Raw genomic sequence first — 24,188 nt, forward strand, 5'->3', positions numbered from 1 at the left:
TCCTTAACCATTAGTTATGATTTTAGGCTCAAAGTCTGTTCCATTATAGCTAATGTTTCAATAAAGTTGCTAACATAATTTTTGAATAAAAAAAAGCTCGAAACCATAGATTTCGAGCTCTAATTTTTTGATGAATTACTGATTTGCAATTCGTATTTATTGTCAACCCAAAATGAATAAATTGGGTTGAGATTTACTTATCCTCTTTTACCAGCCAGGAGATACAACACAGCCATACGAACTGCTACTCCATTTTCTACTTGATCCAGAATAATGGAATGGTTGCTATCCGCTACGTCAGAAGTAATTTCGACACCACGATTGATTGGACCTGGGTGCATAATCACAATTTCCTTATCCAAAGAATCTAAGATTTGCTTATTCAATCCATACAACATGGAATATTCCCTTAATGATGGGAAATAAGCGATATCCTGGCGTTCCAACTGTATTCTCAACATATTGGCAACATCACACCAATTCAATGCTTTCATTAAGTCATGTTCAACCCTAACTCCTAACGAAGTAATGTATTTAGGAATCAATGTTGTTGGTCCACATACCATTACCTCTGCTCCTTGTTTTTGTAAGCATAAAATATTGGACAATGCAACTCTGGAGTGAAGAATATCACCAATGATGGCGATCTTTTTACCAGCAACTTCTCCTAATCTTTCACGGATAGAAAAAGAATCCAGTAAAGCTTGAGTGGGATGTTCATGGGCACCATCGCCAGCATTGACGATTTGTGCATCTACATGTTTACTTAAGAATACACCTGCACCAGCATAAGGATGTCTCATCACGATCATATCCACCTTCATGGCAAGGATATTATTGACTGTATCAATTAAGGTTTCACCTTTACTTACTGAAGAAGATGAAGCTGCAAAATTCACGATATCAGCAGACAAGCGTTTTTCAGCCAACTCAAAGGAAAGACGCGTACGCGTAGAGTTTTCGAAGAACACATTTGCAATGGTAATATCTCTTAATGAGGGTACCTTTTTAATAGGGCGATTCAATACTTCTTTAAAGTTTGCTGCCGTATCCAAGATCAATTGGATATCGTTGCTATTTAAATCCTTGATACCTAATAAATGGCGGGTACTAAGTTGTTCAGATGTTGACATTTGTTAATCAATAAAATCTTTTATTTTTTCTCGGTGATCAAGACAATACTATCATTATCGTCGACCTCTTTCCAGCTCACAATTACTTTTTGGGAATCGATAGAATCCACTTGTATTCCTATGTAATCAGGTTGAATAGGAATTTGTCTGGAGAAACGACGATCTACCAAGACCATAAGTTCAATTCTGTTGGCACGTCCAAAAGCTTGGATAGCATCCATGGCAGAGCGGATTGTTCTTCCAGTCCAAAGTACATCATCCACCAGGATGACATCTTTACCTTCAATAATAAAGTCGATTACGGTACTGTTGGCCGCTAATGGGCTGGCTCCTTTCATTCTGAAATCATCTCTATAGAAGGTGATATCCAAAATACCTAGTGGCACTTGAACTCCAGTCATTGATTTGATTTCCTGTACTAATCTTTCGGCTAAATAGGTTCCGCGGGGTTGAATTCCAATGATTACGGCGTTGGAGAAATCTCCGTGATTTTCAATTAATTGTTGAGACAATCGCTTGAGCGTAATCTGAAACTTCGGTCCATCTAATAATATCGATTGTTTCATCTATGGATTTATTTAGGCAAAAATAAGGCATTTTTTCCAAAATTCGTAATTAAAGCCAGATTGGATTGGAAATAATAAAGCAATATGTAAAAGGTGGGTAGGGCGTATTGAAAATGTCTGCGGGAATTTGAATCAGGATTAAAGGGATTAGAGGATGGACCAAGATTATTCGGTATGTAAATACGCTTGGAAGTGGCGAATTGAATTTGCCTGCTAAACTATTTATTTAAATTAGGAAGTCGTCAATAAGCCAGCTAAAGAAAAAAAAGAATGGCCATCTTTTCAGACGGCCATCTTTATATTAAACTCTCATAATTTTATCTATTGTTCATACCAAAATATCTCGAAACAAAGGAATCATTAATTTTTTGATTCGGATAATTTTTAGACAAATATTCAATAGACTCCTTAGGCAGTAAAGTTATTCGAATATCAACCTTCAGTTCTGCGTCCAAATAGCTCATTAATTGACTTTGCGAATAAGTCTCTGGAATAGAAATCGTCCTATACGTCCCAATAAATAGCTTACCAGATTTTGGATAATATTGAAAAGTAACTGGCATAAACATCATTAAATATTCACGATTGCCTACTTGGTATTGTTTAATAATTTCTTTCTTATTTGTGGGATCAAGAACAAACCACTCACCTCCATTAATCCTTGCTTCATAAGTTACAATCCCATTGCTGTAATATTGTTGAATATCTCCTACATTAATAAAAACATCTGCAGAACTAGAAGAATAGGTAGAATAACCTGGAATCCATGTAGTAGAATAATCAGAACACTCATTACAATTTCTAGAATAATCAAAGCGCTCTTTAATTAAAATCCTTTTCTGTAAGGTCGAAGTTCCTTTTAAGGAAATTGGCGATCCCCAACCATTACTTGTTAATGGTCCATAAAAATCCATTTTGGAAAGATCAATATAGAAGTCTCCTATTTTCCCAGAATTATAATTTGGAATTCCATTTCCGCTTAAGATAGTATTACCATTAGTACCGTTGACCCCATTTGACCCATTAGTACCATTCTGTCCATTCTGTCCATCTTTTCCATTTAGATCTATGGCTGTACCCCAATTGCCAGATTTCCTGGGTCCAAATAGTTTTTTTGTATTTAAATTCAAATAAAAGTCTCCATCTTTACCAATGGCACTGGTAGGATCGGTCGTTCCACTTAATATGGTACTTCCGTTTTCACCTTTAATACCCTGTGCTCCTTGTGCTCCGGGATTTCCCTGTTCTCCTTTAGCTCCTTGAGGTCCCTGTGCACCTTCTTTTTCACATGCTGAAAAACTCAACAACAATGCAATGCAGATTGCATTAAATAATAGTTTCATATGATTAATGATTAAGTTTGATTGGGCGCAAAAGTAGCCATACATTCATATTTAAGCTTACGGTTTACCGTAAATCAATAAAACTTCCCTGAAATCAAGAGTACTTCCATGCTGTAGGTGATAATCATATTCAAGAATACTACAATCCGAAAATATTCTCCATAAAAAAAGGGTTGCCATTTCTGACAACTCTATTCTAATTGGTTTAATAAAACCTTACTTAACTAATAACCTTAAAAAACTATCATATTGTTTTGTAAAATCAGAAGGTCTATATTCGAAATAATCAAATTCTTCAGTTGCAATCTCTTTAAAAGTATAACCTCTCATCCTAGACTCACCTGGATACAGGTAATTGAAAAAACCATATTGGTCTAATGCTTTTCCGCTTTTCTTATATAGTTTAAAAGCACCTTCAATTACTTTTTGACTTGAAGTATTATTTGTCATCAAATAGAGGATTGTTGCAGACTTTGTCCCTTGTATTGAAGTTGAATAATCTACTGAAATAATCCTCAATGTTAACCCATCGGGGGCAAGAATATCTTTTCCGATTTCAGCGAATTTTATTTGAGGAAGAATTTCGAATTGAACTGTTGAACTGATATCTGTGTCCTTCAACTTAGCAGTTATTTTAACAAACCCTCTTCCAACTGCTGTTAAATTTCCTTTTTCTACTGTTGCAATACTTGGGTCAGAACTAGACCATTCAATTAAATGTTTATTAATATCCACAGAATTTTGAGGTAGCAACTTATGGTTAATCAATATTTTATCACCGATATTCAATTTTGTTTTTGAAACTTCCAAGACAATTTGATTGACAACTATCGGTCTTTCGACAACTTTAATAGTTTTAGTTGAAACAAGATTGGTTCCATTAATTTGCACTGAAATACTTGATTCCCCAGCTTTCAGAGTAGAAATCTTACCACCAATAACTTCAATTACTTCTGGTTTCGAACTTTTCCAGGTTACCTCTGGTTGAGGTAATATCTCTGGCGAGAAAAAATATTGTAATTCAAATCTTTCTCCAACAAAAAGTTCTATCGGTGTACTTGTTAATTCAATTTTAGTATACTTAGGTTTTTCAGGTTCAGGAGCAATACTCTCAGATTTTGAGCAAGCAGAAATAATAAATACAAATGTAAGTAACCAAATTAACGGTCTAGTAGATTTTAAAAGTTTCATATGATTAATGATTAAGTTTGATTGGGCGCAAAAGTAGCCATACATTCATATTTAAGCTTACGGTTTACCGTAAATCAATAAAACTTCCCTGAAATCAAGAGTACTTCCTTGCTGTAGGTGATAATCGCATTCAAGAATACCACAATCCGACAATATTCTCCATAAAAAAAGGGTTGCCATTTCTGACAACCCTTTTTCGAAAAGCAACAATCTTATTGATTAGCGGCTTCGTATAATGGTCTATAAGTTTCGAAGATTTGATTGACTTCCTTCAACAAATCTTGTTGTTTAGCATCTGTTAATACCTGTTGGTAATTTTGGATAGCTGCTAAACCAAAACGCATATTTCTAAATTCTAAATTTGGTTTTGTTTCCGCGATTTTCATATAATATTCCATATTCTCACGAATGAACTTCAAGTTACGTTGAACAATTTCATTCGCTTTCGCAGTTTCACCAGTTTTATACATTGCATCAACCAATGAAGTATACGAGAATGCCTCCGACATTAAGTAAGTACGCTTAGGTAAGTTTTCGTAAGCATTATTCACCAGTTTCTTAGCTTCCACATTTTTACCCATTGAGAGTAAGTTTTGCGCAGTTTCACCAAAGATATTACCAGCATACATACTGATATAACGGTATGAATCTGGGTCTAAATATTTGGAATGAGCAATATTACCCCAAGTAAATTTATTGATGATATTGTTGTAAGTACCTTCAACATCTGTAATTGGACCTGACACCTGACCTTCAGCAGCCAATGCAACTGGCATCAATCGCATTGCAAAACCTTCAGAAACCAAGTATTTATCCAGTCCGATCATATTATCTTCAGGAGTTGTGGTCGTAAAATAGACAGGACGTTTCCAATCGTTATTTGCCAAAATAGCCATTATCGACAGGTCAGCACGGCTGATGATACCACCATTGAAAGTCCATTGCATGGTATCCACAATTGCATCTTCCCATTCTTTAGGAACCACTTTATTCGAGATCACAGAGTTTTTGTTCACTTTATATTGCATTTTCTTGGTAGGAAGAATGTTTGCATATTCTCCACTTTGCAACTGAACCTTATACTCTTGTTTATCAGAAAGCATAATTTGCAATAGATCTTCGATATCAACATGTCCAGGGATATTCATGTCGCTGAAGTAAATAACATCACGAACACCATCCTTAATTTTCTCTGGGTCGATATTAATTGGCAATGCATCAGCATCATTAACCTTATGCATCATTTGTTTCATATACCAATCCGCACTCAATAAACTTAAGTTCACCACGCGGACATCCGTACGGAAACCTTCTACCTCTTGAACGTACCATAATGGGTAAGTATCATTATCTCCATAACTGAACAAAATAGCGTTTGGAGCACATGATTCCAGGTAATTCTTTGCCATATCACGAGCAAGGAATTTCTGCGAACGATCGTGATCATCCCAGTTCTGGCTCGCTAGCAAAATTGGTCCACAAAGCATGGAAAGCGCAGTAGCACCAATAGCAGCATTTTTAGCATTCAGCTTTTTAGAAAGCAGATCAGCAATCCAAATCACTCCCATGCCGACCCAAATACAGAAAGCATAGAATGATCCTGCATACGCATAATCCCGTTCACGTGGCTGTAATGGGGTTTGATTCAAGTATAAAACGATAGCTAGACCCGTAAAGAAGAACAACAAGGTAACTACCGAAGCGTCACGTTGCTGATTCTTAAACTGCCATATTGCACCGACAATCCCTAAGATCAATGGAAGGAAGAAATAAGTATTTCTACCTGCATTTTCCTTTTCGGAAGTTGGTAATGCGTATTGACCGCCTAAGCGAACATTATCGATTGGTTTAATTCCGGAAATCCAGTTTCCTTCTGTAAAGGATCCTTGCCCCTGCTGGTCATTTTGACGGCCAACAAAGTTCCACATGAAGTACCGGCTATACATCTGACCGATTTGATACCCGAAGAAAAACTTCAGGTTGTCAACCATCGTCGGTGACTCACCTGGCCCAAGGTTCAAAAATTCCCGATAGTATGATTCATGTTTATCAGAATAAATCCGAGGGAATAAAGTGCTGTGACTCCATGAATAATCAAATTTCTTTTTCGCTACAACATATTTATCTCCATCCTTGCGGTAAATATTTCCAGTTTCAAATACATCCGTTGGCTTAGCATCAAAATATCTACCTTTTATCAATGGCTCATCTCCGTATTGCTCACGGTTAAGATAGCTCAAGAAGGTAAAAACGTTATCTGGATCTGAGTTATTCAAGGTAGGATTTGCTTTCGCTCTTACCAAAATCATGGTAAAGGAACTGTATCCAAAGATGATAAATGCAAGACTTAACAAAGAAATATTAAGGATAGGTTTTACATGTTTCCATGAATACCAAATTCCGAAGATCAATAAGCCTGCAACCAATAGAGCAAAGAAAGTAGCTCCGGTTCCAAAGCCTAAGCCCAATTGGTTTACGAAGAATAAATCAGAGAATGCTGCAAACTTGATCAGGTATTGAATCACTCCCCATAGCACGATGGCAAGGACAATTACCCCGATAATCAATGCTTTTGCAATACCTGCACCTGTTATTTTAGATGTTCTTCTGAAATAAATTACCAATGCTATTGCTGGGATTACTAGTAAGTTCAATAAGTGAACTCCGATTGAAAGTCCCATCACATAGGCAATCAGGATCAACCAACGGTCAGCACCCGGCTCATCGGCATGTTCTTCCCATTTTAGAATTCCCCAAAATACCACTGCAGTACACAATGAAGACATGGCATATACCTCTGATTCTACTGCTGAGAACCAAAAAGTGTCTGAGAAAGTATAGGCTAATGCACCTACTACCCCAGCTCCCATGATTTTGATTAAATTACCTTCTGATAGTTTTTCAGATTTTGATAAGCTTGTAAAGGCCTTTTTTGAAAGTGCTGTAATGGTCCAGAATAGAAATGTAATGGTTAATCCACTACAAACTGCCGAACCCACGTTCATCCAATAAGCAATTCGGGAATTGTCACCCATTGCTAGATTGGAAAATAAATTTTGGATCATTAAGAATAACGGAGCACCAGGCTGATGCACAATTTGAAGTTTGTACGCCGAGGCAATAAATTCACCTGTATCCCACCAGCTTGTTGTTTTTTCAAGCGTCAATATGTAGGTAATAGTAGCAATAATCCCCACTAACCAACCTAACAGGTTATTGATTTTTTTATAGTTCATACTAAAATATAGAAGGTTTTTCTAAAAAATATGCTTCGAAAATAAGGAATACAAATTATAATTAGACAAATAGTTTCGAATTTATGCCAGTAAAAACTGAGAAACATCCTTGACTGCTCCTTCAAGAAAGATTCTTTGAAAAAATATTACTCTGAAAATCAGTATATTTAATAATTAACGTGATTTTTTATTTGCAGAATAGAAAAGTCGGCGTATATTTGCATCGTCAAAAGGGAACAACCTGATGACAAAACCAAAAAGGATTGCCCAATAGTATAATGGTAGTACGACGGTTTTTGGTGCCGTTTGTCTTGGTTCGAATCCAGGTTGGGCAACAGAAAAAAGGCTTGAAACATTGTTTCAAGCCTTTTTTTATTTATTATACCATCTTCTCGGATCAAGCTGAATTCTTGGGGGGAGTGTTAGAAATTTCTTAGTTTAGCGTCTTTAATACAGATATCCCTTGCAAGAAGCCGAACGTAAATTACTATCCTTATTGATGCCCGAAGGGCTTTTGGAATACTTCCAGATCTTAGAAGTCGATCAGGTCGACAATCAACTCCATATTTATTTAGATGAACTTAATATTGCTCCGACAGGTTATGAGAACAGCAAGTTGGAGTCAAAGGGTTTTATGCCTTCCACCGAGATTTCAGACTTTCCCATTCGAGGCCAGAAAGTTACGCTACATATCCGTCGCCGTCGCTGGACGGTACTGGATACCGGAGATATCATCACAAGAGATTGGAACCTAGTGCGTGAGGGCGCTCGAATGACTACGGAATTCGGGCTTTTTTTAAAGAAGATATTTGGATAGCTATCCTGTAAGCGCCCAATTGGTAGGTCTGTTCTTCCAGATGGACGGCAAGCAACTACAGGATCAATACAAGAATCACCTCAGTGATTTCCATGATTGGGACCAAAAGCCGCATGCAGAGAGCTGGACATTGTTCCCTGAAAACATCTCGGAACACCTGAGCATCGATGAGACCAGCTTTAGCAACGGTGAATTATATACCATTGTTAGCAGTAAATCGGCAAAAGGGCGTAAAGGAACGATCCTAGCAACTATTAAAGGCACAAAGGCTGAGGATATCATAGCTGTTCTTGAGCGAATACCCTTGCGATCAAGGAATAAGGTAAAGGAGGTGACCATGGATATGGCTCCCAACATGGCCAAGGCTATCCGTAGATGTTTCAGGAACGCTAGACGTGTGGTCGATCGGTTCCATGTCCAAAAGTTAGCCTATGATGCCGTACAGGAACTCCGTATCAAATATCGTTGGGAGGTGTTGGATGCAGAAAGCAAGAAGATAATGGAGTCGCGAAAGCGAGGAATCCCATATGAACCGGAATTATTGCCTAATGGTGATACGCTCAAACAGCTGTTGGCTAGATCCAGATACCTTTTGTTCAAGCATCCCAGCCGATGGTCAGAAAGCCAAAAAAACCGGGCTGAATTGCTGTTCATGCGGTTTCCTAAGCTAAAACAGGCTTATGATCTTGGAATTGCCTTAGGAGACATCTTCAACAAATGCCGGGACAAAAAGGTCGCATTTACCAAACTAGGCCTGTGGCATAATCAGGTTGAGAATGCGGGCATTGCTTCCTTTGAGAGCGTAGCAAGATCAATTGCAGCTCATCATCAATACATTCTCCATTACTTCGACAACAGAAGTACTAATGCATCGGCAGAATCATTCAATGCAAAACTCAAAGCTTTCAGGAGCGTCTTCCGTGGCGTTAGGGACACAACATTCTTCCTGTACAGAGTGATGAAATTGTATGCTTAAAAATCTTAACCCCCCAAACTTTCGGTATGATCCATCTTCTCCAAAACCAGATTAATCTGATGCTTTCCTAAAAACTTCAATACCCTCCTATTTATAGGTATTTTTTCCTGCTATATATTTAAAGATATTTGAAGTAATACTATAAAAATGAAGCTCTGCCTGACCCTATTCAAAAACCTCCAACGTGTTACTCAGTCGAGGTCAACATCTGGATGTATTTAAATTTTATTAAATAGTCAAATAAATACCCTTTACAGGTAGTATATTTAAGAAATAAGCTTTCTTCTTACTTTCTGTTTATTTATCTGGCCTCAGCAAAAACTTAAGTTTTAAGTATGGGTTGATACAGTAATATAGAATGGTTTTGACATAGTGGATTTAGAGCAGGATTCAAAAGATTGAATTGAATTAATGCAAGCTTTCTATTATTTGACATAATAGAAGTCGAAGAAACAACGAATAACATAACATTACATGTCAGAAGGAAGGAAAATTCTTGCGTTAGTTGATGACCACCCTATTGTGATTGAGGGATTAAAATCGGTATTATCGAAATGGAACAAACAATATGATTTGATATGTTTTTCCAATGGGAAATCTGTGCTTTCCTATATCCATGACAACCATATCGATATAGTCTTATTGGATATTTCTCTACCAGATATCAATGGCTTGGAGGTATGCAAGATCATTACCACGGAAAATCCAAGAACCAAGGTTGTCGGCCTGAGCAATCAAGCTGAGTTTAGTGTGATATCCATTATGCTCGAAAATGGCGCCTCAGGATTTCTATTAAAAGAAGTTCCAGCAAACGAAATTATCCGCGGATTAGATCAGGTAATGGCTGGAGAAACAGCATTGAGTGAGGAAGTGAAAAATATTCTAGCCAACCAATGCAATCAGAAACAAAAACTCCCTTCCTTAACCAAACGAGAGAAACAATTGATTCAGTTATTGGCACAAGGAAAAACAACACATATAATTGCAGAGGAATTATCCCTAAGTAAATTTACAGTGGATACCTATCGGAAGAATTTATTACAAAAATTCAATGTTAAAAATAGCAGCGAATTATTGGTTCTTCTGATTGAAAATAAAATGATTTAAGCCATCATTTTGGGACTTTTATGATATAAAGACAGCATTATTATCGTACTGGAAATACAACATACATGAGTATTCATATTTTATAATCTGAAACATTTATCTAACTTTGCGGCTACATTAAGTTAACAGGCTTAAAATAAGCTCAACAATGCTGCAAAAAACGAAATTTCATAATAAAAAACCCCAATAAATCATTTCACCATGCCTTTGCAATTTAACACCGTAAAATTATTTGCTGGTTCAGGAACTTTAGAATTAGCAGACAAGATTTCTAAATCATACGGAAAACCTCTTGGAGACATGACATTGTCAAAGTTTTCAGACGGCGAAATTCAACCTTTCTACAACGAATCTGTTCGTGGAAGTGATATTTTCTTAATTCAATCTACTAACCAACCTACAGACAATCTTTTAGAATTATTGTTGATGATTGATGCTGCAAAGCGTGCTTCTGCGCATTACATCACGGTTGTTGTTCCTTATTTCGGTTATGCACGTCAAGATCGTAAAGACAAACCGCGTGTGGCTATCGGAGCAAAAATGATTGCTAATTTAATTACTGCAGCTGGTGCTCACCGTATCATGACGATGGACCTGCATGCTGCTCAGATTCAAGGATTTTTTGATATCCCAGTAGATCACTTGGATGGTGCGATTATCTTCGTCCCTTATATCAAATCGTTGAAATTAGAAAATCTAATGATCGCTTCTCCGGATATGGGTGGTTCATACCGCGCTCGTACGTTCGCTAAATTCTTCAATGCTGAAGTTGTTATCTGTGATAAACGCAGAAAACGTGCTAACGAAATCGAATCCATGTCTATCATTGGGGATGTGAAAGGTCAAGACGTAGTGTTGATCGATGATATCTGTGATACTGCTGGTACTCTTTCTAAAGCAGCAGCGCTTATCATGGAAAATGGTGCTAGATCTGTACGCGCAGTTTGTACTCATGCTGTATTGTCTGGAAAAGCATATGAAACTATTCAAAACTCAGTATTAACAGAAATGATCGTAACAGATACTATTCAGTTAAACCCTGAGAAAGCAGCTCAATGCTCAAAAATCAAAGTTTTATCAACTGCAGATCTTTTTGCAAATGCTATTAAGAACGTAAATGAACATGGTTCTATCTCGGATTTATTCGACGTGAAATAAACCATTATTCATTAATAATATTAGATAAGGATACTCTTTCAGGGTATCCTTTCTTTTTGCACTCCGCTTACTCCCTAAGTAACAGAGATTTATTTTCCCTTTACTAACAAAAAATCTTTCATCAATTCAATTTATTCATTATCTTTGCACCTCAAATTTTAATATTTAAAACATGAAATCAATTGCTATTAGCGGTTCTGCAAGACAGAACGTAGGGAAAAGAGATGCTAAGGAGTTGCGTTACGAGGGAAATATCCCTGCAGTTCTTTACGGTGGTAAAGAACAAACACATTTCTCAGTATCCGCAGCTGATTTGAAGCCAGTTCTTTACACTCCAGAAGTTATCTTCGTAGAATTGGAAATCGGTGGCAAAAAATCTAAAGCTATCGTTCAAGAAGCTCAATTCCATCCATTAACTGACGAAGTTACTCACGTTGACTTCTTACAATTATTTGATGACAAAGAAGTTTCTGTAAACATTCCAATCAAATTAGTTGGTACTTCTCCAGGTGTTAAAATGGGGGGTAAATTAGTTCAAAAATTACGTAGCCTTCGCGTTAAAGCTCTTCCTAACAACTTACCTCAAGAAATCGAGGTTCCTATGGAAGGCCTAGAAGTAGGTAAATCTTTCCGCGTTGGTCAAGTTTCTTTAACTGATGCTAAAGTATTAAACAATGCTGACGATACTATCGTTTCAGTAACAATGTCACGTGCTCTTCGTCAAGCTGAGCAAGAAGCTGCTAAAGCTGCTAAAGGTGGTAAAAAATAAGTACTAGCAATAGTATAAAAAATTAAAGGCATCGATCACTCGATGCCTTTCTTATTTACCCTAAACTTGCCTCTAACTGAATAGACTTTGGAAAAAGAATATTATTCTCTAAATGAATATGCTTGTGTAAATCTTGCTCAAACTCCCTGAGCATCTCAAAAGCTACCTGATAGGTACTGCACGCATCTATAGGTGCAGTGTACTGATCACTTAAATCTGAAATCTTTGCAAATCTATCCCCTTCTTGCTCATGTTCATGAATCATCATACTGATCGGATTCTGAACAGACCCAAAACCAGGTTGATTGTAATCTCCCTTTGAATTTTGAGCCTCTTCTAATTTCTCAATAAATGGAAATAGAATCTTTTCCTCTTTTTCTAGGTGATGAAACAAATCTGAACTACTCTCAACAAATAGTTTATTGATCTCAAATAATTCAGGATGTCTCTCGCCATGAACCCTGCAAATCTTATCTAAATACGTTTGTAATACCGGAACTTTCTCCCGAACGTAACGATGGTGGGTCTTCACAATATAGGACGCTAATAGATCCGACGGCCATGAATTAAAATCAACATCATTCTCTGATTTCTGTTCCAATACCTCTTCCAACTCGGCAATTAATTTGTCCGATTGCAATCCCTTCTTTTTTGCCGCCTCCTCAACGGATATCTGACCCCCACAACAAAAATCTAAACCATACTTGGAAAATATGGCCGCTGCCTTAAAGTTCTTGGCAACTATATCTCCTATTTTTTCTTCTTTTAAATTTTCCATGATTTCTGCAATTTCTTTTTTTACAGTAACCTTAAGAACTTGTCCCAGGTTAATCTGTGAGTAAATTTACACTAATTTTTTATTTAAGACAAATTTGTCGCTTTTATATTTAATAAAAAATAATCCTCCCTATTTATAAAAATGATAACCGTTATATTTTCTCATTTGAACTTCACTGAGAGCTGATAAGAACATGGTTCTTCTATTTAACATATCATAGATAAACCTTACTTTTGCAAGCATGAATTATCTAATAGTAGGTTTAGGGAATATCGGAAGAGAATATGCTGACACAAGGCATAATATAGGTTTTATGGTGGCTGACGAATTGGCAAATCAAGCTGGAACAACTTGGTCGACATTAAAGCATGCTTATTACACCGAATATAAACAACGCGGACACAATGTTTTTGTGATTAAACCAACCACCTTTATGAACTTAAGTGGTAAAGCCGTTAACTATTGGATGCAAGAGCTTAAAGTTCCAATCCAGAACGTATTGGTTATCGTGGATGACCTTGCGATTCCTTTTGGATCCTTACGCATCAAACCTAAGGGTTCTGCCGCTGGACACAATGGCCTAAAATCAATCGAAGGCTCTGTTGGTGGACAACATTATGCCCGCTTACGCTTTGGGATTGGCGACAACTACCCCAAAGGTAGACAAGTAGACTATGTATTAGGTCCATTTGATAAAGAGGAACAAAGAGAATTACCTGCTTTAATCGAGCACTCTGTCAAAATGGTAAATAGTTTCATCAACATTGGAATTGAACTAACGATGACAAACTTGAATACAAAGTAATTCTAATACGTTTTCTATTTAATATTTCCTTAATATTTTGTATATTATCGCAAATAACTTGCTATAAATACATGGATAGAATACGACCATTTATTACCATTCCAATCATTTTGATCTTCTTTATCTGGGGATCGACTCAAGCATTCCATTTATTGAGTGCAGCTTCTGACTGGGATGTATTTGTGGGCGTATGTTTGGCACTTCTTCTGATTGCCATCCTCTATAAATTCATTATTTATATCTTAAAAAAATAAACCAACCAATATTAATGTATGAAAAGAAATCTAATTGCTTTAGGAGCTACCCTATTTATTGCTTTACTAGTTTGGCTCATTTGTACTGAAAGAATCGACGCCGGCTATGAAGGTATCAAAGTAAAACTTTATGGATCTGAAAAAGGAGTTCAGGATGTTAGCCTGGTAACTGGTAGGGTATGGTATAACCCCATTACCGAATCGATCTATGAATTCCCAACTTATGTCCAAACGGTCAATTATGATAACTTCACAGTAAATGCAAAGGATGGTTCAGTTTTTACAGTAGACCCTACCCTATCTCTTCGGGTTTCAACAGGAAGTACACCTAAAATCTTTACTAAGTACCGTAGACCTGTAGATGAAATTTTGAACATGACCCTGGTTAACCATATCAAAGATGTATACCGGATCGAATTCAATAAATATTCTACAGACTCCATCATCAGTAATCGCGAGAAATTTGAAAATGGTGTTCAGGATAAGATGGTTAAATTTCTGGAAGGTGAAGGATTCGTCCTTGAACAATTGACCTCCGGAATTCAGTACCCAGAGTCAATCACCCAAGCGATCAATGCTAAAAATGCAGCGATTCAGAAGGCTCAGCAAGCTGAAAACGAATTGAAGGTGGTAGAAGCTGATGCCAGAAAGATGATCGTGCAGGCGGAGGCTGAATCCAAAGCAAACCAATTGAGACAGCAAACCTTGTCCCCATTGATTATTCAACAACAATTCATTGAGAAATGGGATGGATCAACTCCTCTTTATGGGAATAGTCCAGTCATCTTTAAGGAATTGAAATAAAAAAATAAAAAGGCAGCCCTCGGGTTGCCTTTCTTGCCTGAATTGATTTAGTAAATAAATAATATTTAATAAAGATTTTTGTCCTGTTTATTTATTGAGTTTTAACAATAAGAACTCCATGTTGAGCCCCTTTCTTTCCATACTCTGATTTCAATGTATCTGAAGGAGGTAAGTGCTGTAGAAATTTGATCTTTTTGAAATCCAACTTTTTCACATCTTTATAGCTTGATTTTTTTCCATTGATTAGAAAGTAAGCTTTTTGAATGTTTTGACTTGTCAACAGTTTTTTAGTAGAATCTGAAATAGACCACGTTCTATACTGTGACCTCATCGGAGGAACTCTTGTCGCTTTCTGGGCCTGGTCTGTTTGACCTTCATCCGTATTAGCTTGACCAGCGACTGTTATTCGAGCAGGCTCTCCTTTTAAGATTATTCGAGCTGGCTCAGAGGCAGGCTCTCCTTTTAAGGTTATCCTTGCAGCTCCACTGACTGGTTTTCCCGCAACGACTACTGGCTCATTACCATTCTCCTTGGCAAATTCTTTCGTGATTATTTTAACGCTTGGTTTCTTAATACCGTTTGCATCCTTTATAATCTCTATGCTCTCCAGATCATTAGGATTTATCTCATTAAATCTCTCAAGAACAGACTCCTTACCATTAATAAAAAACTTGGTGCCTTCAGGAAATTCCTTCAATGACATTCTTGAAAATGTTTTATTTGCTAATGAATCTGAGCTGATTCTTTTTCTAGTAACTATCCCACTCACCTTTCCCCTTAAATTATGACCTAGAAAACCTTTCGTTGCCGCTTCTTTCTTGGTTGTGATGAGGATAACGCCGTTTTTTCCATCTTCTCCATAAAGTGCAGTCGCTGATTCACCTTTCAGTACTTCCATGGATTCGATAAATTCGGGGTTAATAATTCCTCTCTTGAAATTCTTAGGTAATTTCTCTCCATCCAAAACGTACAGAGGATTTTTATTGGTATCCAATGGAACCACATTTACCATGGAGACTGATTTCCCTGGCCTTTTACTTCCATCTCCGGACACTCCAGGACTTACCATATCGAAATACTCCTTGGTATTGATTTCCTGCCCCGAATCTCTCTTGGTCGTATCATTTTGAAGCTCTATGCTGATCGCCTTTTTAATTTTTTGTTTAAGATCTGTTTCCTGAAGTTTGATTACCACAGTTTCAATTTTTGCTTCTGCTTGGTTCACCGTAAAGGTTATCCCAGCAATGATCAGGATCGGTAATAGGAAAACATATTTCCCAAGTTCCAATTTGGATGACCGTTTTTTGTTCATCATCATAATGCGCTTTTTTAAAGTTTTAAAATTAAACTGATTGCTGATACCAACCGAAGCTCCTTGCTTGGTCACATGCAGCAACGAGTATTGATAACTTTGTCGGTCCACACCCTTATCTAGAACTTGTTGATCAGTCAAGAATTCTAGATTTTCACGTACGGCTTTGCGCATATACCATACGAAGGGATTATACCAACAACAAACCAATACTATTTCAAACAATAAAACATCGATACTGTGATGGCCTTTCACATGTACATATTCATGCTTGAAAATATCTTGTAGCTCCAAATCTTGGTGCTGTTCTTTGTGCACATAAATTTTATTGAAAAATGAAAATGGCGTAATCGGAAACACCACATTCCTAAAGAAATACTCACGCCATTGAGAAGGCCTGGAGTACCAATGAATCCGAATCAAACTCCCCAACTGAATCGCTAGTTTCACAAATAGGACTATTACCCCTATCCCAGTCAAATACACCATTAAATCACTTAAACTGAAGACCTCCTCCTTCGGCTCAAACACCATCGGAAAATACTCCATAATAATGCCTTGGGGCAACTCAATCTTCTTTGCAAACCAGGAATTAATATCCAAAAAAGGATAAACAAAAGCATATAAGGTACCTAACATTAAATAGATCCTATTCAACCTATAAAAGGTCAAATTCTTAAGCAATAACTGGTATCCTAGATACAATAATGCTAGTAATAAATTTACCTGGATGATATAGGTCAGTAGGCTTTCCATAACGTTAGGATTTATTATGCTTAATCATATCCATGATTTCTTCTAACTCCTTCTGACTTAACTTCTCTTCTTTAACAAAAAAAGAAACCATTTCCTTGTATGAGTTTTTGAAGTAATCCCCAACAAAAGAGTTCATAAAAGTCGCCTTATATTCCTCTTCCTTCAAGATTGGCTCATACCGCTTAGCATTGGCATATTTAACAGCCTTTACATAACCCTTCTTCTCCAAATTCCGAATGGTTGAAGCCAAGGTCGTATAAGGCATTTCTTTATCCTTTAGGTTATCCAATATTTCACGAATAAAACCACCATCCAATTGCCAAATTGACAACATTGCTTCCTCTTCTTGTATCGTTAGTTTTTCCATTGGTCTACGTATTTATCACTAAATTACGAATCATTCGTAGATACAAAAAACATTTTAACATATTTTATCAATTTGGACTACTGAATATGAAGACTTTAAAAGATAATTATATCCCAAATATGATTATTAGGTAATGGAGAACAAAGATTTGACTCGAATCGACAAGTAATCTAATTAATACACTTAAATTGTCTTAAAATGACTATTTTGTGTCATAATTATTCATATTATACATCTGAAAATAGAAATCAATTTTATACATTTGTAAGAATACGATAAAAGTATAAAACACAAATAATACAAGAAATTTGATTATGTCTGAAACTGCATCTATTAACTTAAATGGGTCTACATTTGAGATGCCTGTTATAACAGGAACTGAGAACGAGAAGGCCCTAGATATTTCAAAATTAAGAGATTCAACTGGATACATTACCCTAGATCCAGGATTCAAAAACACAGGTTCTACAAAAAGTGCCATCACATTCTTAGATGGTGAAAAAGGTATCCTTCAATATAGAGGATATGCGATTGAAGATTTAGCAGAAAAATCAACTTTCCTTGAAGTAGCTTATCTATTAATTTACGGAGAACTACCTACAAAAGACGTATTAGAAAAATTCCGTTCCGATATCAGAGCGCAAATGATGATCCACGAGGATATGAAAAACTTCTTCGCAGGTTTTCCTTCCAAGTCGCATCCAATGGGCCAGTTGTCTTGTTTAGTAGGTGCTTTGTCATCTTTCTATCCAGAATCCTTAAACCCAAATCAAACTGAAGAGGAAGAAAATAAAACCATCATCAATTTATTGGCGAAAATGCCAACGATTGTATCCTGGATTCAAAAGAAATCATTAGGTCATCCAGTAGTATATCCTAAAAATAACTACGGTTATATCGAGAACTTCTTGAACATGATCTTTGGTGAAGTTAACCAGGATAAAACCTTCGATCCATTGGTAATTGATGCGATGCATAAATTATTAATTTTACATGCTGACCACGAACAAAACTGTTCCACTTCAACGGTAAGAATGGTAGGTTCTTCTAATGCAAACATGTATGCTTCTATCTCTGCTGGTATCAATGCCCTTTGGGGTCCATTGCACGGTGGTGCTAACCAAGCAGTGATTGAAATGCTTGAAGCGATCAAAGAAGATGGTGGTGATGCTGATAAATACCTTGCTAAAGCTAAAGATAAAAACGATCCTTTCCGTTTAATGGGATTTGGTCACCGTGTTTACAAAAACTTCGACCCTCGTGCTAAAATCATTAAAAAAGCATGTGACGATGTCTTGGAAAAATTAGGTGTTCAAGACCCAGTATTGGATATCGCTAAACGCCTGGAAGAAGCTGCACTTAACGATCAGTACTTCATCGACCGTAAATTATATCCAAACGTTGACTTCTATTCTGGTATTATCTACCGTGCGTTAGGTTTCAACTCCGATATGTTTACTGTATTGTTTGCTTTAGGTCGTTTACCAGGATGGATTGCGCAATGGAAAGAAATGCGTGACAACAAAGAGCCTATTGGCCGTCCTAGACAAGTATACATCGGCGAAACACTTCGTCCATATGTAGAAATTTCAAATAGAAAATAAGTTATTCCAAATAATTGAAAAGTCCCGATTAGTAAACTAGTCGGGACTTTTTTTATTTCGTTACTCTTTATTTCTATTAAACCCTCCCATGGAAACTGTACAAATAAAAAAGGCTCCTTTATGGGGAGCCTAAAATATTCTTATATAAATCTAATTATTGTTTGATCGAAATACGTTTTACAATGGTATCAGAACCACCAGACACTCTAACAAAATAAAATCCTTGTGATAATTTCTGTTGCGTATCAAAACTCAAGTTTTGCATGCCGGAGTCTAAATTTCCATTGTGTAAACTCAAAACCTCATTCCCTAAGGCATCCATTACCTTAATCGTAATATTACTTCCTTTCGCAAGTTTGAAATTTACAGAAATTTGTTCTGAGATAGGATTGTAGAAAACTTTCACGTTGTTGATCAGTTTATCGTTGTCTTCTTCTTTCAATTTTAATTTATCAAAAGCAGAAATTTCAGATACGGAACTGTTGTGTGAAGATAGAGAAACATTCGAATTAGAAGCCTGTGCGATGCCTCCCATCCCTATTAAAAGGCATAGTGAGCAGATAGCAAGGTGTGATATTTTTCTAAATTCTAATTTCATGTTTCAGTTAGATATTCGAATAAGGCTATGGTTTAATCAAATGTAAACATTTATTCGATAATTCCTAATACAAAAGTAATTAATTTTGAGATTTTTCTGGGGATTTTTTAAAGCCTTTAACAATTTTTAACAAGAAAATACGTTGTCGCTTTAAAAGTTGTAATTTCGCACCAAATTAAGACAATATATCTAATATAAATAATTATATGTCAGGAGACCATAAGCAAAACCTGCAGCGCCTAAGCTGGACAGGTTTATTAATCAGTCTAGGTATCATTTTCGGTGATATCGGTACATCTCCCCTCTACGTTTTCAAAGCAATTTTTAACAAAGGTGAAATCCAAGAAATCATGATCTATGGTGGTCTTTCTTGTATTTTCTGGACCCTAACCCTGCAAACTACGGTTAAGTATGTAATCATTACCTTAAACGCAGACAACAAAGGTGAAGGTGGTATTTTATCCCTTTATTCCTTAGTCCGCAAAAGAGCCAAGTGGCTGATTATCCCCGCAATTATTGGGGGTAGTACCCTATTGGCCGATGGTATGATCACCCCGGCGATTACAATTTCATCTGCCGTGGAAGGTTTGGCCATCAAAATGCCTGGATTCCCAACAATCCCTGTTGTGGTATTGATTATTTCATTGCTCTTTGTAATCCAACGATTCGGAACCAATATTGTAGGCCGTGTATTCGGTCCTTTGATGTTTATCTGGTTCACCACCATTGGGGTATTAGGATTTTCCTATCTGGATCACTCTCCTGAAATCTGGAAAGCATTAAACCCTTATTACGCCTACGAACTCTTGGCAACTTACCCTAATGCCTGGTTTATTATCGGTGCCATATTTCTATGTACAACGGGGGCTGAAGCCTTATATTCTGACATGGGACACTGTGGAAAATCCAATATCCGCATTAGCTGGATTTATGTGAAACTCATGTTGATTTTCAACTATTTTGGCCAAGGCGCTTGGTTATTGGAACATGTTGGAACCCAAATGGGTGAAATAAACCCTTTCTACGCCATCATGCCAGATTGGTTTATTATCTGGGGGGTAACCATAGCTACAATCGCAGCCGTTATTGCCAGCCAGGCAATGATCTCTGGATCATTTACGCTGATCGCTGAAGCTGTACGATTGAATATCTGGCCAAAGGTTGCCATTCGTTATCCAAGTGACCATAAAGGACAAATCTATGTCCCTTCGGTAAACTTGATCCTATATCTGGGCTGTATGTTGATTATTCTAATCTTTAGAGAATCCAGCAATATGGAAGCAGCCTATGGACTGGCGATCAACCTGACCTTTATCATGACCACCATCTTAATGACGGTCTTTATGATTCGGAAACGAATCAACCCGATATTGGTCGGCTTATTCGCTGTCGTTTATACTATTATTGAAATTGCATTCTTAGTCGGAAATATCAGTAAAATAGCGCATGGCGGTTGGTTGACCCTACTTCTTGCCTTAACCTTGTTCATCGTCATGTACAGTTGGTTTGGTGCTCGTAAAATCAAGAATAGGTTCGTCAAATTTGTTCATATCAAGGACTACTACCCTATCCTATCTGAACTGAGTGAAGATAAAACGGTCCCTCAATTCTCCTCACATTTGGTGTATTTAACCAGCGCCAATAACTTGACCGAGGTGGAAGCAAAGATTACCTACTCCATCATCAACAAAAAGCCCAAACGGGCCGATGTGTACTGGTTAGTCCACGTTGATGTCATGGATAACCCGCATACACGAGAATACAAGGTAACTCAGCTTATCCCGGGTAAATTGATTCGTATTGATTTCCACTTAGGATTCCGTGAAGAACAAAAGATCAGCTTACTCTTCCGTAAGGTGGTTGAAGACATGGTCAACAAAGGTGAAATCGATATTACCAGCAACTACGACACCCTGAAAAAATACAATATCCCAGGTGACTTCAACTTTGTAGTCCTAGAAAAAGTAATCTCAAAAACTCACTTCTTGAAGTGGAATGAAAAGATTATTCTGGAAATCTATAAGATCCTTAAGAAGTTTAGCCTTTCTGAAGAAAAAGGCTTTGGCCTGGATAGTAGTTTCGTAACATTGGAACGAGTACCACTAACAATACCGAATACCGAAGAGGTTAAACTAACAAGACTATAACAAAAAAGAGGCTGCAAATGCAGCCTCTTTTCGTTATTTAATTTCTTCTTTAGCATCTAAGTTCCGCAATTTCGAATTTCGATAACCATAGCCAAAATAAATCACCAATCCTGCGACTAACCACAGAATAAAGATAATCCAGTTACTGGCCCCTAGTTCTGACATCAAATACAGGTTAATCAATATCCCGGTTACTGGAAGTAATGAAAAATTATATTTAAAGCTCAATACACTTAACACAATCCAAACTAACCAAAACACAATCACCAAGGATTTATGCAATAAGATCGCTGTTGATCCCATGCTCATCCAATCTGAAATGGATTCTCCACTGAATTTAAGGGCTAAGATAATTCCTATGATCAATCCAATTCCTACCAGGTATTTACCATTGATATAAGGAACTTTGAATTTAGAACGTTTGGATAAGCCTGAATGATCCATATACAATACGCCGCAACACACCAAAATAAAAGCAAAGAAAGTCCCTACGGATGTTAAATCCACAAAGAAATCCATTTTGAAAAACAAGGCTGGAATTGCAACAACAATACCTGTTACAATCGTCGCGAATGATGGAGTTTTATATTTTGGGTGTATGGTTGCAAATTTCTTCCACAATAAACCATCGCGACTCATCGTCATCCAGATTCTTGGTTGAGCCAACTGAAATACCAATAAGGCACTCGTAATCGCAATTACCGATGTAACGGAGATAATTCCTGCCATATGGTCAAATCCAACATATTCAAAAACATAGGCCAATGGATCCTTTACATTCAATTCTTTATAATTTACCATTCCGGTAAGCACTAAAGTAATGGCTACATAAAGCACCGCACAGATTAATAAACAATAAATCATCGCCTTTGGAAGGTCCCTTTGAGGGTTCTTACATTCCTCTGCAGTGGTTGAGATGGAATCAAAACCAATAAAGGCAAAGAACACCGCCGCTACCCCACTCATCACTCCGCCCATACCATTTGGTGCAAATGGAACCCAGTTTTCAGGCTTAACAAAAAAGATACCTCCTAATATTACCGCTAGGATGATACCGATCTTGATCAACACCATGATATTACTGGCTTTCCGAGATTCCTTAATCCCGATATACACCAACCAGGTCACTAGAAACGTGATTAATCCTGCCGGAATATCCAGAATAATTGGAATATCTAAAATTCTTGGAGCCGTATCATAAGCTTGCAGGGCAACCTTATCTATTTTCTCCATGTTTTCAATCCCTACCTCCAGGAACTTTTGATGGGCATCCAAGGCATAGCCTGGAGCCATGGTCATCCATTTGGGGAGATGGATTCCAAAACCTTCAAGCATGGAAACAAAATATTGTGACCAGGAAATGGCCACAACCATATTGGAAACTGCATATTCAAGAACCAAAGCCCAGCCTATAATCCAGGCAAAGAGTTCCCCAAATGCTACATACGCATACGTATATGCACTTCCTGACACTGGAACGGTACTCGCAAATTGAGCATACGAAAGCGCTGTAAAAACACAGGCAAAGGCCACGAATACGAACAATAAGGACACAGCAGGTCCTCCATTATAACTCGCCAGACCAATGGTACTAAAAATACCGGCACCTACAATGGCCGCAATCCCTAGGGATACCAAATCCCGAACTCCTAAAATTTTTGCTAATCCAGAACCACCATGTTCTGCGTCTGAAAGTATTTGATCTACGCTTTTCTTTCTGAAAAGTCTGTTAGCCATATTAAGTTAATTTATTGGACAAGTAACAAAAGTGAAAAAAATTATGACAAATACGTCAAATTATCCTGAATATATGTGTATATATCTTTGAAATCCTTCAATTCTTCATCACAATAGGACATCAATACCTGAGTCAATCCAGAATGTATCCCTTCTGGGGTATCAAATGTCCAAATTCGCTTGGAAATATTGATCAATGGCTTCGAAATCTGATCCAGATCCTTATAATTTTCGATATATCGCCATTCCAAAAACTTATCATAAAAAGTGAAAAATCCATCAACATCCTCTACGCCGATCGTCTTGAGGTAATTTTTCAAAATTGGTCTGTTTACATTTTCCAGATGTTCATATAACCTGGAAACATTCAATAATTGATGTTTGATCAGCAGGTGATCCAGCATGAGCTCGACTGCAATATGTGCCATAAATGTCCCACGGATGGGAGTGCCCACTAGAACAGGATCGATCTTCCGTTTCAATTGATGGCAATGTTTCAGAAAAAACTCACTGCTATGGAAGATCTTATCAACCTCCACATGTCGGTACCAACCCTCCGAAATCTCCATACTCAATGGATGGATAAACAATTGTTCCTCAAACTTCTGGGGATGAAAAATATAGGACTTATCTACATTTTTCAATAAGTCCGGCAGCAAGGAACCGAGAACGCGCTCAGGGATAGTTGCAAACCTTTCAAAATAGAAATGTGAGAGAAAATTCATCCGCT

At 37.2% G+C, this 24,188-nt stretch carries 21 protein-coding genes and 1 tRNA gene; 11 read left to right on the plus strand and 11 right to left on the minus strand.

Features of this window, described 5'->3' with window-relative positions; translation table 11 throughout:
- Window positions 1-197: 197 nt before the first annotated feature.
- The 5 genes from ACF3OC_RS15555 to ACF3OC_RS15575 all read right to left on the minus strand — a co-directional run bounded on the left by ACF3OC_RS15555 (window position 198) and on the right by ACF3OC_RS15575 (window position 7,469).
- Complete coding sequence (locus ACF3OC_RS15555) at window positions 198-1,133, minus strand: aspartate carbamoyltransferase catalytic subunit (protein WP_094282337.1); 936 nt, start codon at window positions 1,131-1,133, stop codon at window positions 198-200.
- 20 nt (window positions 1,134-1,153) lie between these two features.
- Window positions 1,154-1,699, minus strand: a complete 546-nt coding sequence (gene pyrR / locus ACF3OC_RS15560) for a bifunctional pyr operon transcriptional regulator/uracil phosphoribosyltransferase PyrR (RefSeq protein ID WP_094257767.1) — start codon at window positions 1,697-1,699, stop codon at window positions 1,154-1,156.
- A gap of 317 nt (window positions 1,700-2,016) precedes the next feature.
- A complete protein-coding gene (locus ACF3OC_RS15565) occupies window positions 2,017-3,042 on the minus strand; it encodes a hypothetical protein (RefSeq protein ID WP_392469762.1) in 1,026 nt (341 codons plus the stop codon).
- Between the two features lie 216 nt (window positions 3,043-3,258).
- Window positions 3,259-4,233 carry an Ig domain-containing protein gene (locus ACF3OC_RS15570; protein ID WP_392469765.1) on the minus strand — a complete coding sequence of 325 codons (975 nt, stop codon included), beginning with the start codon at window positions 4,231-4,233 and terminating at the stop codon, window positions 3,259-3,261.
- 212 nt (window positions 4,234-4,445) lie between these two features.
- A complete protein-coding gene (locus ACF3OC_RS15575; protein WP_392469767.1) occupies window positions 4,446-7,469 on the minus strand; it encodes a protein O-mannosyl-transferase family in 3,024 nt (1,007 codons plus the stop codon).
- A gap of 264 nt (window positions 7,470-7,733) precedes the next feature.
- On the opposite strand from ACF3OC_RS15575, the gene ACF3OC_RS15580 reads away from it, so the two are divergent.
- From ACF3OC_RS15580 to ACF3OC_RS15605, 6 genes are all read left to right on the plus strand, one after another.
- Window positions 7,734-7,804 (plus strand) — tRNA-Gln (locus ACF3OC_RS15580).
- 128 nt (window positions 7,805-7,932) lie between these two features.
- The gene (locus tag ACF3OC_RS15585; RefSeq protein ID WP_094258934.1) at window positions 7,933-8,286 is read left to right on the plus strand and encodes a transposase; all 354 of its coding nucleotides are present in this window, start codon (window positions 7,933-7,935) and stop codon (window positions 8,284-8,286) included.
- A complete protein-coding gene (locus ACF3OC_RS15590; protein ID WP_233449869.1) occupies window positions 8,279-9,262 on the plus strand; it encodes a transposase in 984 nt (327 codons plus the stop codon). The genes ACF3OC_RS15585 and ACF3OC_RS15590 overlap by 8 nt, the downstream gene beginning before the upstream one ends.
- 474 nt (window positions 9,263-9,736) lie before the next feature.
- The gene (locus ACF3OC_RS15595) at window positions 9,737-10,369 is read left to right on the plus strand and encodes a response regulator transcription factor (protein WP_094257770.1); all 633 of its coding nucleotides are present in this window, start codon (window positions 9,737-9,739) and stop codon (window positions 10,367-10,369) included.
- Between the two features lie 201 nt (window positions 10,370-10,570).
- The gene (locus tag ACF3OC_RS15600; RefSeq protein WP_094257771.1) at window positions 10,571-11,527 is read left to right on the plus strand and encodes a ribose-phosphate pyrophosphokinase; all 957 of its coding nucleotides are present in this window, start codon (window positions 10,571-10,573) and stop codon (window positions 11,525-11,527) included.
- Between the two features lie 172 nt (window positions 11,528-11,699).
- Window positions 11,700-12,296: a 50S ribosomal protein L25/general stress protein Ctc gene (locus tag ACF3OC_RS15605; RefSeq protein WP_094257772.1), complete on the plus strand. Its 597-nt coding sequence runs from the start codon at window positions 11,700-11,702 to the stop codon at window positions 12,294-12,296.
- 55 nt (window positions 12,297-12,351) lie between these two features.
- On the opposite strand, the gene ric is transcribed toward ACF3OC_RS15605, so the two are convergent.
- On the minus strand, window positions 12,352-13,074 hold the full coding sequence (gene ric / locus ACF3OC_RS15610; protein ID WP_392469770.1) for an iron-sulfur cluster repair di-iron protein: 723 nt from the start codon (window positions 13,072-13,074) through the stop codon (window positions 12,352-12,354).
- Window positions 13,075-13,315: 241 nt separating this feature from the next.
- On the opposite strand from ric, the gene pth reads away from it, so the two are divergent.
- The 3 genes from pth (at window position 13,316) to ACF3OC_RS15625 (ending at window position 14,937) form a co-directional block, all read left to right on the plus strand.
- Window positions 13,316-13,879, plus strand: a complete 564-nt coding sequence (gene pth / locus ACF3OC_RS15615) for an aminoacyl-tRNA hydrolase (RefSeq protein ID WP_094257774.1) — start codon at window positions 13,316-13,318, stop codon at window positions 13,877-13,879.
- Between the two features lie 71 nt (window positions 13,880-13,950).
- On the plus strand, window positions 13,951-14,133 hold the full coding sequence (locus tag ACF3OC_RS15620) for a hypothetical protein (protein ID WP_094257775.1): 183 nt from the start codon (window positions 13,951-13,953) through the stop codon (window positions 14,131-14,133).
- 18 nt (window positions 14,134-14,151) lie between these two features.
- On the plus strand, window positions 14,152-14,937 hold the full coding sequence (locus tag ACF3OC_RS15625) for a prohibitin family protein (protein WP_094280953.1): 786 nt from the start codon (window positions 14,152-14,154) through the stop codon (window positions 14,935-14,937).
- A gap of 91 nt (window positions 14,938-15,028) precedes the next feature.
- Here the strand turns inward: ACF3OC_RS15625 and ACF3OC_RS15630 are convergent, their stop codons facing one another.
- Together ACF3OC_RS15630 and ACF3OC_RS15635 are read right to left on the minus strand one after the other, a co-directional pair.
- The gene (locus ACF3OC_RS15630) at window positions 15,029-17,005 is read right to left on the minus strand and encodes a M56 family metallopeptidase (protein WP_392469773.1); all 1,977 of its coding nucleotides are present in this window, start codon (window positions 17,003-17,005) and stop codon (window positions 15,029-15,031) included.
- A gap of 4 nt (window positions 17,006-17,009) precedes the next feature.
- Window positions 17,010-17,372 carry a BlaI/MecI/CopY family transcriptional regulator gene (locus ACF3OC_RS15635; RefSeq protein WP_094257778.1) on the minus strand — a complete coding sequence of 121 codons (363 nt, stop codon included), beginning with the start codon at window positions 17,370-17,372 and terminating at the stop codon, window positions 17,010-17,012.
- Window positions 17,373-17,686: 314 nt separating this feature from the next.
- Here ACF3OC_RS15635 and ACF3OC_RS15640 point away from each other — a divergent pair, with 314 nt between their 5' ends.
- A complete protein-coding gene (locus tag ACF3OC_RS15640) occupies window positions 17,687-18,976 on the plus strand; it encodes a citrate synthase (protein ID WP_094257779.1) in 1,290 nt (429 codons plus the stop codon).
- A 154-nt stretch (window positions 18,977-19,130) separates the two neighbouring features.
- Here the strand turns inward: ACF3OC_RS15640 and ACF3OC_RS15645 are convergent, their stop codons facing one another.
- Window positions 19,131-19,574, minus strand: coding sequence for a T9SS type A sorting domain-containing protein (locus tag ACF3OC_RS15645; protein ID WP_094257780.1), 444 nt, complete (start codon window positions 19,572-19,574; stop codon window positions 19,131-19,133).
- 206 nt (window positions 19,575-19,780) lie between these two features.
- Between ACF3OC_RS15645 and ACF3OC_RS15650 the strand changes: the two genes are divergently transcribed.
- On the plus strand, window positions 19,781-21,721 hold the full coding sequence (locus ACF3OC_RS15650) for a KUP/HAK/KT family potassium transporter (RefSeq protein ID WP_392469776.1): 1,941 nt from the start codon (window positions 19,781-19,783) through the stop codon (window positions 21,719-21,721).
- 33 nt (window positions 21,722-21,754) lie between these two features.
- Here ACF3OC_RS15650 and ACF3OC_RS15655 read toward each other — a convergent pair whose 3' ends face one another.
- Together ACF3OC_RS15655 and ACF3OC_RS15660 are read right to left on the minus strand one after the other, a co-directional pair.
- Window positions 21,755-23,458, minus strand: coding sequence for an amino acid permease (locus ACF3OC_RS15655; protein ID WP_094257782.1), 1,704 nt, complete (start codon window positions 23,456-23,458; stop codon window positions 21,755-21,757).
- A gap of 41 nt (window positions 23,459-23,499) precedes the next feature.
- The gene (locus ACF3OC_RS15660) at window positions 23,500-24,183 is read right to left on the minus strand and encodes a hypothetical protein (protein ID WP_094257783.1); all 684 of its coding nucleotides are present in this window, start codon (window positions 24,181-24,183) and stop codon (window positions 23,500-23,502) included.
- Window positions 24,184-24,188: the final 5 nt, after the last annotated feature.

The organism is Sphingobacterium cellulitidis (genome assembly GCF_043187465.1).
Taxonomy (GTDB): Bacteria; Bacteroidota; Bacteroidia; order Sphingobacteriales; family Sphingobacteriaceae; genus Sphingobacterium; species Sphingobacterium cellulitidis.